The following is a 15418-nucleotide window of genomic DNA, read 5'->3' as shown; positions in this document are numbered from 1 at the left end:
GCCCTCCTCCTGCGCCGCCGTCGCCCTAGGCCAGACTGTCCCGCCATGCCCGGTGCAGATCCGCGAACCTGCCCGTGCCCGCGATGAGTTCGGCCGGTTCGCCGTCCTCCACGATCCGGCCGTGCTCCATCACCAGAACACGGTCCGCGATCTCCACGGTCGACAGCCGGTGCGCGATGACCACGGCCGTGCGGCCCTTCAGCACCGTCGTCATGGCCCGCTGCACCGCGCGCTCCCCCGGGATGTCCAGCGAGCTGGTCGCCTCGTCGAGGATCAGGACCGCCGGATCGGCCAGCAACGCCCGGGCGAACGCGACCAGTTGCCGCTGCCCGGCGGAGATCCGGCCACCCCGCTTGCGCACGTCGGTGTCGTAGCCGTCGGGCAGGGAGCTGATGAAGTCGTGCGCGCCGAGCTCCTTCGCCGCCTGCTCCATCTCCTCGCGGGTGGCGTCCGGGCGGCCGATCGCGATGTTGTCGGCGACCGTGCCGGAGAACAGGAACGCCTCCTGCGTCACCATGACCACCCCGCGCCGCAGTTCCGGCACGGGGAGGTCGCGCAGGTCGACGCCGTCCAGCAGCACCCGGCCGCCGGAGGGGTCGTAGAAGCGGGCCAACAGCTTGGCCAGTGTCGACTTGCCGGCGCCCGTGGAGCCCACGACCGCGACGGTCTGCCCCGCCGGCAGGGTGAGGTCGAACGCGGGCAGCACCTCGCCGCCGGTGCGGTAGCCGAAGCGGACGCCGTCGAAGACCACTTCGCGGCCGGGCTGCTCGCTCTCGAGCGGCGGGAGCTGCCGGGGGGTGGCCGGCTCGGGGACCGACGGGGCCTGGGCGAGCAGGCCGGCGATCTTCTCCAGCGAGGCCGCCGCCGACTGGTAGGAGTTCAGGAACATCCCGAGCCGGTCGATGGGGTCGTACAGTCGCCGCAGGTACAGCACGGCCGCCGCCAGCACACCGAGGGCCAGCGTGCCGTCCGCGACCCGGTGCGCGCCCCACAGGACGATCGCCGCGACCGCCGTGTTGGCCACCAGGCGGGAGCCGGTGACGTAGCGGGCCATCTCCAGCAGCGCGTCGCCGTTGACCCGTTCGTGCCGCCGGTTGAGCTCGCCGAAGTCCGCGTCGTTGGCGGACTCTCGACGGAAGGCGCGCACCGGGCGGATGCCGTTCATCGTCTCGACGAACTTGACGATCACGGCCGCGATGGCGGTCGACCGCGCCCGGTACACCCGCCCGGCCCGCCGTTGGTACCACCGCACGAGCGCGTACAGCGGCACCAGGGACGCCACCGCCACGCACCCGAGACCCAGGTCGAGCCAGAGCAGCATCGCCGAGATGTAGACGAAGGACAGGATCACCGTCACGAGCTCCTGGAGGCCCTCGTCCAGCAGCTCGCGCAGCGACTCCACGTCGGTCGTGGAGCGGGAGATGAGCCGGCCCGAGGTGTAGCGCTCGTGGAAGTCGACGCTCAGCGCCTGCGCGTGGCGGAAGATCCGGCCACGCAGGTCGAGCAGCACGTCCTGGCTGACCCGGGCCGCGGCGGCGACGAACGCGAACTGCAGCCCGCCCGCGGCCAGCGCGCACACCAGATACCCGACGCCCACCGCGATCAGCGGCCCGTGGTCCTGCGCGCGGAACGCCGGCACGCCGCGGTCGATGGCGTACGCCACGAGCAGCGGGCCGGCCTGCACGACCGCCTGCTGGAGCAGCAGCAGGAGCGTCGTGACCGTGACCCGGGCCTTCATGGGCGCGAGCAGGGAGCGCAGCAGGGCGCCGGTGGCGCCCGGCGGGGTGGGCAGGATGTCCCGGTCGAAGGGGTCGCCGGTGGCGGCGGGACGATCGTCGGGTCCGTCGTCGGATCGGTCGTCGGATCGGTCGTCGGGTTTGTTGCCGGCCGGTGCGCCGCTGGCCGCCGTCATCGTGCGCCCTCCTCTTCCCCTGACATTTCCCCTGACATCAGATGTGCGTACTCGGCGTTCGTACGCAGCAGTTCGTGGTGGGTGCCGACCGCGGCGATCCGGCCGCCGGACAGCAGCGCGACGCGGTCGGCGAGCAACACGGTGGACGGGCGGTGCGCGACGATCAGGGCGGTGGTGTCCGCCAGCACCTGCCGCAGGGCGGCCTCCACGGCCGCCTCGGTGTGCACGTCCAGGGCCGACAGCGGGTCGTCCAGGACGAGGAACTCCGGCTGCCCGACGACGGCCCGGGCGAGCGCGAGGCGCTGGCGCTGGCCACCGGAGAGGCTGAGGCCCTGCTCGCCCACCTGGGTGTCCGTCCCCTGGGGCAGGGCATGCACGAACTCGGCCTGGGCGACGGCGAGGGCACGCTCCAGATCGGCTGTGCCGGCGGTGCCCTTCGCACCCATGAGAACGTTGTCGCGGACCGTGGCCGAGAACAGCGTGGGCTCCTCGAAGGCCACGGCGACCCTGGCACGCAGCGCTTCTCGGGACAGCTCGGTGATGTCGGTGCCGTCGAGGGTGATGCGGCCCGAGGTCAGCTCGTAGAGGCGGGGGACGAGCGCCGTGAGGGTGGTCTTGCCGCTGCCGGTGGCGCCGACCAGGGCCATGGACTCGCCGGGGCGGATGTGCAGGTCGACGTCCTGCAGGACGGGAGGGGAACCGGGCGGGGCGTCCGGGTAGCGGAACCGGACGTGGTGGAAGCGCAGACCCATGTCCTGCGGGACCTTCGCACCGGCCCGGACACCGGAGGCGGTGTGCTCGGAGGCGGTGTGGTCGGAGGAGGCGTGCCCGGGGGCGGTGTGCTCGGAGGCGGTGTGGTCGGAGGAGGCGTGCCCGGGGGCGGTGTGCTCGGACGTGGCGTGGTCGGAGGAGGCGTGTTCGGAGGCGGTGTGCTCGGCCTCCTCGTCCATCACCTCGAAGAACCGCTCCGTCGCCGTCGCCGCCTCCTGGCTCATCGCCAGCAGGAACCCGATCGACTCCACCGGCCACCGCAACGCCAGCGCCGTCGACAGGAACGCCACCAGCGTCCCCGCCGACAGGGCACCGTCGGCGACCTGGACGGCCCCCACCACCAGCGCCGCCCCGATCGCCACCTCCGGCAGCGTCACGATGACGCCCCAGATCGTCGCCAGCAGCCGCGCCTTGCGCAGTTCCGTGCCGCGCAGCGTCCGCGACAGGTCCCGGAACGCCCGGGCCTGGCTCCGGTGGCGGCCGAAGCCCTTGATGATGCGGATGCCGAGCACGCTCTCCTCGACGACCGTCGTCAGATCGCCGACCTGGTCCTGGGCCCGCCGGGCCACCTGCGCGTACCGCTTCTCGAAGACCAGGCAGGTGACCATGACGGGCACGGCGGGTCCGAGGACGACCAGCCCCAGCGTCCAGTCCTGGAGCAGCATGATGACCACGCCCACGACGATCGTCACCCCGTTGACCAGCAAAAACGTCAGGGGGAAGGCGAGGAACTGGCGCAGCAGCATCAGATCGGTGGTGCCGCGGGACAGCAACTGCCCCGAGGCCCACCGGTCGTGGAAGGCCACCGGCAGCCGCTGGAGGTGCCGGTAGAGTCCCGCCCGCATGGACGCCTCGACATGGGTGAGCGGACGGGCCACCAGCCACCGCCGCAGCCCGAACAGCAGGGCCTCCGCGAAGCCGAGCAGCAGCAGATACAGCGCGCCGAGCCACACCCCGGCCGGGTCCCGCCCGGCGATCGGCCCGTCGACCATCCACTTCAGGACGAGCGGGATCACCAGGCCCACGCAGGAGGCGAGTATCGCGACGAACGCGGCAGTGAACAGCCGCACCCGCGCGGGCCGCACGTACGGCCACAGGCGCAGCAACGAGCGCACGGCGGAACGGTCCTGGGTGGAGGCGGTTGTCGTGGCCATCAGTTGCGAGCCTACGGATCGGCACTGACACTGCCCACCGAGTTTCCGCCGGACACGGCTCGGCCTTTGGTCCTACGACCTGGGAAAACGTTCGACGGGCCGTACGGCCGCTCCTGCCGTGTCGTACGGCCGCATCAGCCGATCGGCCGATGCCCGTTCGAGCGTGACGGCCGATGTGCCGGGCCCCGCCTCACCGGGACCCTCTTCGTATGCCGACCGCACCTGTCATCGAAGTCACCGAGCTGCGCAAGAGCTACGCCGGCCGTCGCGCCGCCGCCGTGGAGTGCGTCGAGGGGCTGCGCGTGCCCGACTCCGGCCGCGTCCGGGCCGCCGGGCTTGACCCGCGCGCCCGCCGCGACACCTGGGAGCTGATCGAGGACATCCGCGCGAACGGGGCGACCGTGCTGCTCGTCACCCACCCACCCACCTGTACGCCGAGCTCGGCGTCAACGACCGCGCGGCGGCGGTCGCGACGGCCTGCCAGCGGGGGATCCTCGGCCAGGCCGGCTAGGCGGGGTAGGGCAGCAGCGTTCGGTCGGTCTCCTCCCAGGCGGCCTTGAGCTCGGCGAGCAGCTCCGGCCGGTCCGGGGCCAGATCGGCCTGTTCGCGCTGGTCCTCGGCGAGGTCGTACAGGTGGTCCTTGCCTGCGGCGTCCCGGTAGTACTTCCAGTTCCCGCGCCGCAGCGCCCGGTTGGCCCGCACGCGCCAGAACAGGTCGTGCTCCGGCGGCTGCTCGCCCCGCAGCAGGTATCCGGCCAGGCTCGCACCGTCCAGCGGGTAGGCCGGATCGGGGCGCGCACCGGCCACCTCCAGGAAGGTCGCGGTCCAGTCGGGAGAGAGGTTGGGCGCGTGACTGACCTGGTTGCCGTCGATCCGGTGCGGCCAGCGCACGATCGTCGGCACCCGGATGCCGCCCTCCTGAAGCACGAACTTCTCGCCGCTGAGCGGCCACAGGTACGACCAGCGCTCACCGCCGTTGTCGCTGGCGAAGTACACCAGCGTGTGCTCCTCCTGCCCGGAGTGCCGCAGCGCCGTGAGCACCTCGCCGACGGCCGCGTCCAGGCTCTGCACCATCTCGGTGTACTTGGCGACCGAGCCGCCGTCGTAGTGGTTGAGCGCGGCCGACACCTCCGCCTGGCTCTTCGCGTTCCGGATCTTCTCCGCGATCTCGGCGCCGGTCTCCTCGTCGCCCTCCGCGAGCCACGGCCAGTGCGGGGTGGTGAAGTTGAGGTTGAGCAGCCACGGCTGGCCGTGGTCGCGGCTCACGTACTCCACGGCCCGTTCGGTCAGGACGTCGGTGTAGTACCGCAGGTCCTTGTACTCGGCGTCGCCCTCGTAGAGGTCGTATTCGCCGAGCTGCCCCAGCTTGGAGAAGTACTCCAGCACGCCCCCGTGGTTGCCGAAGAACTCGTCCCAACCGGACTTGGTGGGGCTGTAGTCGGGCAGCCAGCCGCAGTGCCACTTGCCGATCAGGGCGGTGGCGTAACCGGCCTTCTTCAACAGCGAGGCGAGGGTCGGGTGGTTCGGGTCGAGCCCTTGTGACCTGTTGGCGATCGGCTCGGCGAGCCCGCCCTTGGTACGCCCCGGATAGCGCCCCGTGTAGAGGCTGAACCGGGTCGGGGAGCAGGTCGCGGAGCCCGAGTAGGCGTCCGTGAAGCGCACCCCCTGGCGGGCCAGCCGGTCCAGGTTCGGCGTGCGGATGTGCGGGGCGCCGTAGGAGGACAGATCGGCCCAGCCGAGGTCGTCGCCGAGGATGACCAGGATGTTGGGGCGCTGTCCGGAGGCGGCGCCGGGGCGGGCTCGGAAGGGGCGCTCGACGGGAACCGCCTCGGCGGCACCGGCCGTACCGGCCACGGCGCCCACGGCACCACCGCCGACAAGAGCACCGAGGGCACGACGGGATATTTCGGGCATGCGGAGGTCCTGGAGGGTCCGAGGGGAGGAGTGGGGGGGGTGGGGGGGCGGGGGTGGAGCCGAGGCTCAGCAGCGACGCTGCCAGCGGTGCGACGGCGGGGTCAAGAAGATCCCCGCCGCGTTCACGCACCCGCAATGCGGCGCAACAATCCCCGGCCCCGCCGACCGACGAAACGGCACCTCAGTCCGCCGCTCGCGGCAGCACCGCCCGCATCGGCATGGCCCGGCCCGGCCTCTCGGCCACGTTGGCGAAACGGCACCTCAGCCCGCCGCTCGCGGCAGCACCGCCCGCATCGGCATGGCCCGGCCCGGCCTCTCGGTCACGTTGGCGAAACGGCACCTCAGCCCGCCGCTCGCGGCAGCACCGCCCGCGTCGGCATGGCCCGGCCCGGCCTCTCGGCCACGTTGGCGAAACGATGCCTCAGCCCGTCACGCGCAGGAGCAGCACCGCCCGTGCCGGCACTGTGATCTCCGTCCCCGCGCGGTGTTCCACGCCCGGTGCCTCCCCCTGCTCCTCCAGGCTCGTGTCCACGACGACCTCGTACCGTTCGGCCCACGGGGGCCCCGGCAGCGCGAAGTCCACCGGTTCCTCGCCCGCGTGCAGGACGGCCAGGAAGCTGTCGTCGAGGATCTGCTCCCCGCGTTCGTCGCGGCCCGGGATGTCCCGGCCGGACAGGTACATGCCGAGCGTGGCGGCCGGCGCGTACCAGTCCTGCTCCGTCATCTCCGTGCCCCGGCATGTGAACCAGGCCAGGTCGCGCAGCCCGTCCGCGGTCTGCGCCCGGCCCGAGAAGAACGCCCGGCGCCTGAGCACCGGGTGGCGGTGGCGCAGCGCGATCAGCCGGGAGGTCAGCGCGAACAGGGCCTGCCAGGCAGGGTCCTCCAGCAGCTCCCAGTCCAGCCAGCTGATCTCGTTGTCCTGGCAGTAGGCGTTGTTGCTGCCGCGCTGGGTGCGGCCCAGCTCGTCGCCCGCGACCAGCATCGGAACGCCCGTCGACAGCAGCAGCGTGGTCAGGAGGTTCCTGAGCTGGCGCCGCCTGAGCGCCCGTACGCCCTCGTCGTCCGTCTCACCCTCGGCGCCGCAGTTCCAGGCCCGGTTGTCGTCCGTACCGTCCCGGTTGCCCTCGCCGTTGGCCTCGTTGTGCTTGCGCTCGTAGGACACGAGGTCGCGCAGGGTGAAACCGTCGTGCGCGGTGACGAAGTTGACGGACGCGTACGGCCTGCGTCCTCCCCAGGCGTACAGGTCGCTGGAGCCCGACAGGCGGTAGCCCATCTCCCGCACGTCCGGCAGCGCATGCCGCCAGAAGTCCCGTACGGCGTTGCGGTACCGGTCGTTCCACTCCGTCCACAGCGGAGGGAACGCCCCGACCTGGTAGCCGCCCGACCCCACGTCCCACGGCTCGGCGATCAGTTTCACCCGGCGCAGCACCGGGTCCTGGGCGATGACCGCCAGGAACGGGGAGAGCATGTCGACGTCGTGCATGGAGCGGGCCAGCGCCGCCGCCAGGTCGAAGCGGAAGCCGTCCACGCCCATCTCGGTGACCCAGTAGCGCAGCGAGTCCGTGATCAGGCGCAGCACGTGCGGCTGGACGACGTGCAGGGTGTTGCCGCAGCCGGTGTAGTCGGCGTAGCGCCGGGGGTCGTCCTGGAGGCGGTAGTAACCCCGGTTGTCGATGCCCTTCAGGGACAGTGTCGGACCGAGCTCACCCGCCTCCGCGGTGTGGTTGTAGACGACGTCGAGGATGACCTCGATCCCCGCCGCGTGCAGGGCGCGCACCATCCGCTTGAACTCGCCGACCTGCTGCCCGGCCGTCCCGGAGGCCGCGTAGCCCGCGTGCGGGGCGAAGTAACCGATGGAGTTGTAGCCCCAGTAGTTCCTCAGACCTCTGCGCAGCAGGTGGTCCTCGTGCGCGAACTGGTGCACCGGCAGCAGCTCCACCGCCGTCACGCCCAGCCCGACCAGGTGCTCGATCGCCGCCGGGTGCGCGAGACCGGCGTAGGTGCCGCGCAACTCCTCGGGTATGCCCGGGTGCAGCTGCGTGAAGCCCTTGACGTGCAGCTCGTAGATCACCGAGTCGGCCCACGGCGTCTTCGGGCGGCGGTCGTCGGCCCAGTCGTCGTCATCGTGGACGACGACGCCCTTCGGCACGTGCGGCGCCGAGTCCCGGTCGTCGCGCACGGTGTCGGCGACGTGCTGCTGCGGCCAGTCGCGGACGTGCCCGTACACCTCCGGCGGCAGACCGAAGTCCCCGTCCACGGCGCGGGCGTACGGGTCGAGCAGCAGCTTCGCCGGGTTCCAGCGGGCGCCCGTCCACGGGTCCCAGCGGCCGTGCACCCGGTAGCCGTAGCGCTGCCCGGGCAGTACGCCCGGGACGAAGCCGTGCCAGATCTCGTGGGTCAGCTCGGCGAGCCGGACCCGCGACTCCTTGCCCGCCTCGTCGAACAGGCACAGCTCGATGCCCTCGGCCCCGCCCGCCCACAACGCGAAGTTGGTGCCCGCCACCCCGTCCGGGCCGACCCGGAAGCGGGCGCCCAGCGGGGTCGGCGCGCCCGGCCACGCGGACACGGTGGGCGGCGGCGCGGCCCTCCGTGCGCCGTTCACGGCGGCGGCCTGGCGCCCGTTCCCGGTGGCCCGATGACCGGCCACCGCCTCCTGCTCGGCTGCGCTGGACACCTGTCAGCCTCCCACCGGCTCGTGGGACGACGGGGGACAGAGGGGTGTGGCCCTGTGCTGCGGCCCGGGTCGCGGCTCCCCTGCGCGTCGTCCTCCCCACTGTTCTGCCCAGAGGGTGGGTCGCACTCACGTTTCCCCGGGGGCGGGCATGGTCGTTTCCCGGGGACGCGGCCGGTCGTTGGGCACCGCGTGAGGCACGTACAAGGGCGCGCGCGGCGCGCGAGGGCCGCGCTGGCCGCCGTAGTGACATGGGCAGGGCTCCTGGCCGGGGCCACGGGGTGTACCTCGGACGACGCGGGCGGGATCACCGGGGCGTTCGGCGCGCCCCCGGCGCCCGAGGACGTCATCAAGGTCTCGCCCGACGACGGCAGCAGGGGTGTGCGCCCCGACAGGAGGCTGCGGGTGCGCGTGCCCGACGGCCGGCTGGAGAAGGTGAAGGTCGTCAGGTCGCAGGACGCGCAGGAGTCCCCGGTGCCCGGGCACCTCTCCGCCGACGGGCTGACCTGGGAACCCGACGAGCGGCGGCTCGCGCTGGCCGCCAAGTACACGATCGACGCGGTGGCCGTGGACGGCGACGGCCGCCGCTCGGCCCGGCACACCACCTTCACCACGTACGTCCCCGAGGAACGCTTCATCGGCTACGTCGCCCCGGAGAACCGCGCCACGGTCGGGACCGGCATGATCGTCTCCCTGGAGTTCAGCCGAGAGATCACCGACCGCGCCGCCGTCGAACGCGCGGTGCGGGTCACCGCCCGCCCGGCCGTCGAGATCCGCCCGCACTGGTTCGGCAGGTCCCGCCTCGACTTCCGCCCCGCGGACTACTGGAAACCCGGCACCCAGGTCACCGTCGCCCTGCGTCTGCGCGACGTCGAGGGCGCGCCCGGCGTCTACGGCCTGCAGCACAAGACGTTCTCGTTCACCGTCGGCCGCAGCCAGGTCTCCGTGGTCGACGCCGCCGCGCACTCCATGGAGGTCCGGCGCGACGGCGAGCCCCTGGCCACCGTGCCCGTCACGGCAGGCGCGCCCGGGAACACCACGTACAACGGCAAGATGGTGGTCACAGAGATGCTCGACGTCACCCGGATGAACGGCGCCACGGTCGGTTTCAAGAAGCGCGACGGCAAGGGTGAGTACGACATCCCCGACGTCCCCCATGCCATGCGCCTGACCGACTCCGGCACCTTCCTGCACGGCAACTACTGGGCGCACCGCTCCGTGTTCGGCCGCACCAACGTCAGCCACGGCTGCATCGGACTGCGCGATGTGAAGGGCGGCAGCTCGGACACCCCGGCCGGCTGGTTCTTCGACCGCAGCCTCGTCGGGGACGTCGTGGAGGTCGTCAACAGCAATGACAAAAAGGTCTCTCCCGACAACGGGCTCGGAGGATGGAATATGGGCTGGAATGCATGGAAGGCAGGCAGTGCGGTGAAGTAACCGGACAGCGGGGTGGGTTGGCCTGTGATCCGTTGGGACCGAACGGTGACAATCGCAGGCCGCCGGTGCCCGGTGCCTTGTGGTTAATATGCGCCGACGCGCGGGGGACGCGCGGGGTGCGGGCCTGACCAGGCCCTGGGAGGGGAGAACCACGTGAACGGGCGACCGATATCGGGGGCGTCGGTTGGGCGCAGGAACGGAGTGCTCGCGTCGGCGATCGGCGTGCTGCTTCTCGCCGTCACGGCGTGCGGCGGCGGGGGAAGCGGCCCCGGTTCCGGCGAGGGCGACGACAAGGGCAAGGACTCGGGCGGCGCGCAGAGCCAGCAGTCCGAGGCGGTCGTGGGCATTACCCCCAAGGACGGGGCGAAGGCCGTCGACACGAGCGGTGCGCTGAAGGTCACCGCGACGAAGGGGAAGCTGACCGAGGTCGAGGTCAAGGACGCCGAGGGCAGGAAGGTCGACGGCGAGATATCCGGGGACGGCGCCGACTGGACGCCGTCCACCCATCTGGCCGGCGCCACCAAGTACACGGTCCACGCTGTGGCCAAGGACTCCGAGGGCCGCACGGCCGCGGAGGACGCGGGCTTCACCACGCTGACCCCGGAGAACACCTTCACCGGCACCTTCACCCCTGAGGACGGGTCCAAGGTCGGCGTCGGGATGCCGTTCTCCATCCGCTTCTCCCGGGGCATCACCGCACCGGAGGACGTCGAGAAGGCCATCCGCATCAAGACGGAGCCGGCCGTCGACGTCGAGGGCCACTGGTTCGGCAACGACCGCCTCGACTTCCGGCCGGAGAAGTACTGGAAGCCCGGCACCAAGGTGACCGTGGACCTGAACCTCGACGGCGTCGAGGGCCGCTCCGGCGTCTACGGCGAGCAGGACAAGACGGTGAAGTTCACCATCGGCCGCAACCAGGTCTCCGTGGTCGACGCCAAGAAGCTCACGATGAAGGTCATGCGGGACGGCAAGACCATCAAGACCATCCCCGTCACCACCGGCCAGCCCGGCATGGAGACCTGGAACGGCCAGATGGTCATCAGCGAGATGCTCACGGTCACCCGGATGAACGGCGAGACGGTCGGCTACGGCGGTGAGTACGACATCAAGGACGTCCCGCACGCCGTGCGCCTGACCACCTCCGGCACCTTCCTGCACGGCAACTACTGGGCGAGCGGCGCCTTCGGCAACTACAACGCCAGCCACGGCTGCATCGGGCTGCGGGACGTGCGCGGCGGCTGGGACAAGAAGGTGCCGGCCGCGTGGTTCTTCAACCACTCGATGATCGGTGACGTGGTGGTCGTCAAGAACTCCGAGGACCGGATCGTCGACCCGGACAACGGGCTCAACGGCTGGAACATGTCCTGGGAGAAGTGGAAGAAGTAGTTCAGGCATGACGCGAGGGCCCGGTGCGACCGACCGCACCGGGTCCTTCGGCGTTGGTCGCCGTGCTGTGCCTGCCCGGGGGCAACCCCCGGACCCCCGGCCGATGTGACCCACCGCACCGCCCCCAATCCTGTTAGCCCCCGTTAACCTGCTGCCTATGACCGTCTCTCTCGAAGTCGCTGAAGGCGTCGGCACCATCCGTCTCGACCGCCCGCCCATGAACGCGCTGGACATCGCCACGCAGGACCGGCTGAAGGAACTCGCCGAGGAGGCCGCGCGGCGCGAGGACGTCCGGGCGGTGGTGCTCTACGGCGGGGAGAAGGTGTTCGCGGCCGGCGCGGACATCAAGGAGATGCAGGCGATGGACCACACCGCGATGGTGCTGCGCTCCCGTGCCCTGCAGGACTCGTTCACGGCGGTGGCCAGGATCCCCAAGCCGGTCGTCGCGGCCGTGACGGGCTATGCGCTGGGCGGCGGCTGCGAACTCGCCCTGTGCGCGGACTTCCGTATCGCCGGCGAGAACGCCAAGCTCGGCCAGCCGGAAATCCTGCTCGGCCTGATCCCCGGCGCCGGCGGCACCCAGCGCCTGGCCCGCCTGGTCGGCCCCTCCAAGGCCAAGGACCTCATCTTCACGGGCCGGATGGTCAAGGCCGAGGAGGCCCGTGAGATCGGCCTGGTGGACCGGGTCGTCCCCGCCGACGAGGTGTACGCCCAAGCGCACGCCTGGGCCGCGAAGCTCGCTCAGGGCCCGGCCCTCGCGCTGCGGGCCGCGAAGGAGTCGATCGACACGGGTCTGGAGACGGACATCGACACGGGGCTCGCGATCGAACGGAATTGGTTCGCGGGTCTGTTCGCCACCGAGGACCGTGAGCGCGGGATGCGCAGCTTCGTGGAGGAGGGCCCGGGGAAGGCGAAGTTCCTCTGACATCCGTCCAGGGGCTTGCAATTGACGCGGTGTCTGACCCGGGGTCCCTCGATGGGGCGGTTTATGGGAGCCTTAAGGCAACCTTAAGCGTGCCGGAACGGGAGAGTCCGGCGATTACCCTGGAATGCAACGTTCCAGCAGGTCGGACGGGGTGTCGACGGCCTCGAAATGCCTGCGGCATATGACGGATGATCGCCGGTCCGCCGCCCGTTCCCCGGGGTGTATTCCCCGGGAACGGCCCCGTCGGGCGCTGCGGGCGGCCATGATGGGGGCATGGCGGGGCTGGAGGGTATGGAACAGCCGCGGCGACACGCACATGCGGCCGCGGCGCGCTGGTCGCCGACCGTCGAGGACGAACACGCGCTCAAAGCGCTGGAGTTGTACGGCAACCCGGCGGAGGCAGAGGTTCCACTGCCGTCCCGCCCCGAGTCCGCGGCCACCGCGAGACGGCTCACCCAGGTCGTCATCCTGCGCCACTGGGGACTCACCGCCAAGACCACCGAGGACGCGGTGCTGCTCGTCTCCGAACTGGTCGGCAACGCCGTACGCCACACCGGCGCCCGTGTCTTCGGACTGCGTCTGCACCGGCGCCGCGGCTGGATCCGCGTGGAGGTCCGCGATCCCTCCCGCGGGCTGCCGTGCCTGATGCCGGTCCAGGAGATGGACATCAGCGGCCGTGGCCTGTTCCTCGTCGACAAGCTGGCCGACCGCTGGGGAGTCGACCTCCTGCCCCGGGGCAAGACCACCTGGTTCGAGATGCGGGTCGCCGACCGCTGAGCACGCCCGGTGCCTCACCCGGTCGCCGGACGGACGAATCACGCTTTTCCCTTGGGTACGCCCATTAAATGGTGCAATGCGCCCCCATCTCGTCAAGAGCACCCTGGTCGCGGGTGCCGTCCTCGCCGCCCTCGCCGCCTGTGGCACCGGAGGCGGGGAACGGACCTCCGCGGCGCACGGCACCAAGGCCGCCGTGCCCCTCCCGCCCGAGAAGAAGCCCGTGAAGGGCCTGCCCGGCATGCCGCCCGTCCTGGACCCCGAGGACGTGTACGCGGCCGACCGCCCGAACAAGCTGTCCCCGGTGGTCAAGGACTTCCCGTCCCGGGTCTACGTCCCCAACACCGAGTCCGACACGGTCACCGTCATCGATCCGAAGACGTACGAGATCATCGAGACGATCCGGGTGGGCCGGCAGCCCCAGCACGTCGTGCCCTCCTGGGATCTGAAGACGCTCTGGGTCAACAACAACCGCGGCCACACCCTCACCCCGATCGACCCGAAGACCGGCAAGGCGGGCAAGGACGTCGAGGTCCACGACCCGTACAACCTGTACTTCACGCCCAACGGCAGATACGCCGTCGTCATGGCCTCCCTCGACCGCGAGCTGGTCTTCCGGGACCCGCACACCATGGAGATCAGGAAGACCGTCCCGGTCTCCTGCTACGGCGTCAACCACGCCGACTTCTCCCTCGACGGCCGCTACTTCATCGTCTCCTGCGAGTTCAGCGGCGAGCTGCTGAAGGTCGACACCGAGAAGATGGAGGTCGTGGGCCAGCAGCGGCTGCCGTTCCAGGGCGCCATGCCGCAGGACGTGAAGGTCTCGCCCGACGGCAAGAGGTTCTACATCGCCGACATGATGGCCCACGGCATGTGGGTCCTGGACGGCGACCGGTTCACCGAGCCCACCCTGATGCCCACCGGCAAGGGCTGCCACGGCCTCTACGTCAGCCGCGACTCACGCGAGATGTACGTGACCAACCGCGGCGAGGGCACGATCTCGATCTTCGACTTCACCCAGGGCAAGCTGACCAAGAAGTGGCAGCTGCCCGACGGCGGCAGCCCCGACATGGGCGGTGTCTCCGCCGACGGCAAGGTGCTGTGGCTGTCCGGCCGCTACGACGCCGAGGTGTACGCCGTCGACACCCGCACCGGGACCCAGCTCGCCCGCATCCCGGTCGGCAGCGGCCCGCACGGCCTCGCGGTCTACCCGCAGCCCGGCCGCTACTCGCTCGGCCACACGGGCGTCTTCCGGTGAGCGGCGTCCGTCGCGGGGCGCCCGGTGCCGCCGCGCCGGAGGTGGGCACGGCCGGTTAACCTGACCTCCGTCAGACCTGCGTCATCAGGACGCACAGCACGAGATGAGGGGCGGATCGGTGGCGGACATCGAGGAAGCACGCAAGCAGTTCGAGCGGATCGATACGGACGGTGACGGATTCATCACCGCTGCCGAGTTCAAGGCCGCCCTGGCCCGGACGGGTGACTGGAACGTCACCGAGTCGGTCGCCGAGGTCGTCATCAAGACCCGCGACCTCGACGGCGACAAGCGGCTGAGCTTCGACGAGTTCTGGGCCTACCTGAACAAGTAGGCGCACCGCTCGCCGGCCGCGAGCGAGGGGCCCGGTCCACGATCTCGGACCGGGCCCCTCGCCGTGTCCGGACGACGTGCGCGAGGAGCCCTTCCCCGGCCCGGAATAGCCCATCCGCCGCGGAGGTTGACCGGTCACGAGATTTCACGAGGCGCTGTTCATCCCCGGAAGGGCGAGGCGAGGACATGAAGATCGGCATCATCGGAGCGGGCAACATCGGCGGCAACCTGACCCGGCGGCTCACCGCCCTCGGCCACGACGTGTCCGTCGCCAACTCCCGCGGGCCCGAGACGCTCGCGTCCCTCGCGGAGGAGACCGGCGCGACGCCCGTGACGGTCGGGGAGGCGGCCCGGGGCGCCGAGATCGTCGTCGTCACCGTTCCGCTGAAGGCCGTCCCGGACCTTCCCTCCGGCCTGCTCGACGGCGCGGCGGCCGGCGTCGCGGTCATCGACACCGGCAACTACTACCCCCGGCAGCGCGACGGCAGGATCGCCGCGATCGAGGACGACGGCCTCACCGAGAGCCGCTGGACGGAACGCCACCTCGGCCACCCGGTCGTCAAGGCCTTCAACGGCACCTTCGCCCAGGACATCCTGGACCGCCCGCTCCCCGCCGGCGACCCCGGCCGCATGGCCCTGCCGGTGGCGGGCGACGACGAGGCGGCCAAGCGCAAGGTTCGGGAACTGATCGACGCGCTCGGCTTCGACACCGTCGACGCGGGCGGCATCGACGACTCCTGGCGCCAGCAGCCCGGCACCCCGGTCTACGGCCTGCGCGACGGCGTGGAGGCGGTCACGAAGGCCCTGACGGAGGCGTCCCCGAAGCGCACGCCGGAGTTCAGGGGCTAGGTGTATTGATCACGAGCGTTGTTGACACTGGCGGGTC

General features: G+C 71.2%; 11 protein-coding genes and 2 pseudogenes. 9 read left to right on the top strand and 4 right to left on the bottom strand.

Going from position 1 to position 15418, the window contains the following annotated elements:
• Positions 1-25: 25 nt before the first annotated feature.
• Together ACFY5B_RS38520 and ACFY5B_RS38515 are read right to left on the bottom strand one after the other, a co-directional pair.
• Positions 26-1912: an ABC transporter ATP-binding protein gene (locus ACFY5B_RS38520; RefSeq protein ID WP_389979610.1), complete on the bottom strand. Its 1887-nt coding sequence runs from the start codon at positions 1910-1912 to the stop codon at positions 26-28.
• A complete protein-coding gene (locus ACFY5B_RS38515) occupies positions 1909-3837 on the bottom strand; it encodes an ABC transporter ATP-binding protein (RefSeq protein ID WP_389979607.1) in 1929 nt (642 codons plus the stop codon). The genes ACFY5B_RS38520 and ACFY5B_RS38515 overlap by 4 nt, the downstream gene beginning before the upstream one ends.
• Before the next feature lie 209 nt (positions 3838-4046).
• On the opposite strand from ACFY5B_RS38515, the pseudogene ACFY5B_RS38510 reads away from it, so the two are divergent.
• Positions 4047-4256 (top strand): annotated as a pseudogene (locus ACFY5B_RS38510) (hypothetical protein); the annotation flags it as partial.
• 2 nt (positions 4257-4258) lie between these two features.
• A pseudogene (locus ACFY5B_RS38505) lies at positions 4259-4348 on the top strand (DNA-binding response regulator); the annotation flags it as partial.
• Here ACFY5B_RS38505 and ACFY5B_RS38500 read toward each other — a convergent pair.
• The gene (locus ACFY5B_RS38500) at positions 4345-5751 is read right to left on the bottom strand and encodes a sulfatase (RefSeq protein WP_389979605.1); all 1407 of its coding nucleotides are present in this window, start codon (positions 5749-5751) and stop codon (positions 4345-4347) included. The pseudogene ACFY5B_RS38505 and the gene ACFY5B_RS38500 overlap by 4 nt on opposite strands.
• A 421-nt stretch (positions 5752-6172) precedes the next feature.
• Complete coding sequence (gene glgX / locus ACFY5B_RS38495; RefSeq protein ID WP_389979602.1) at positions 6173-8425, bottom strand: glycogen debranching protein GlgX; 2253 nt, start codon at positions 8423-8425, stop codon at positions 6173-6175.
• A 189-nt stretch (positions 8426-8614) separates the two neighbouring features.
• Between glgX and ACFY5B_RS38490 the strand changes: the two genes are divergently transcribed.
• The 7 genes from ACFY5B_RS38490 to ACFY5B_RS38460 all read left to right on the top strand — a co-directional run bounded on the left by ACFY5B_RS38490 (position 8615) and on the right by ACFY5B_RS38460 (position 15381).
• Positions 8615-9859, top strand: coding sequence for an Ig-like domain-containing protein (locus ACFY5B_RS38490; protein WP_389979599.1), 1245 nt, complete (start codon positions 8615-8617; stop codon positions 9857-9859).
• 153 nt (positions 9860-10012) lie between these two features.
• Entirely contained in the window at positions 10013-11245 is a 1233-nt protein-coding gene (locus ACFY5B_RS38485; protein ID WP_389979596.1) for an Ig-like domain-containing protein, read from the top strand.
• Positions 11246-11402: 157 nt separating this feature from the next.
• Complete coding sequence (locus tag ACFY5B_RS38480) at positions 11403-12170, top strand: enoyl-CoA hydratase/isomerase family protein (protein WP_389979593.1); 768 nt, start codon at positions 11403-11405, stop codon at positions 12168-12170.
• Between the two features lie 273 nt (positions 12171-12443).
• Entirely contained in the window at positions 12444-12947 is a 504-nt protein-coding gene (locus ACFY5B_RS38475) for an ATP-binding protein (protein ID WP_389979590.1), read from the top strand.
• Between the two features lie 76 nt (positions 12948-13023).
• Positions 13024-14202 (top strand): YncE family protein, encoded by a 1179-nt coding sequence (locus ACFY5B_RS38470; protein WP_389979587.1) that lies wholly within the window; start codon positions 13024-13026, stop codon positions 14200-14202.
• Between the two features lie 118 nt (positions 14203-14320).
• Positions 14321-14533: an EF-hand domain-containing protein gene (locus ACFY5B_RS38465; protein WP_161366005.1), complete on the top strand. Its 213-nt coding sequence runs from the start codon at positions 14321-14323 to the stop codon at positions 14531-14533.
• Entirely contained in the window at positions 14512-15381 is an 870-nt protein-coding gene (locus ACFY5B_RS38460; RefSeq protein ID WP_389979640.1) for an NADPH-dependent F420 reductase, read from the top strand. Before ACFY5B_RS38465 ends, ACFY5B_RS38460 begins: the two co-directional genes overlap by 22 nt.
• Positions 15382-15418: the final 37 nt, after the last annotated feature.

The sequence above is a fragment of the Streptomyces sp. NPDC013187 genome (assembly GCF_042899705.1).
GTDB lineage: Bacteria > Actinomycetota > Actinomycetes > Streptomycetales > Streptomycetaceae > Streptomyces > Streptomyces hawaiiensis_A.
This window is presented reverse-complemented; position numbering and strand designations above follow the sequence as displayed.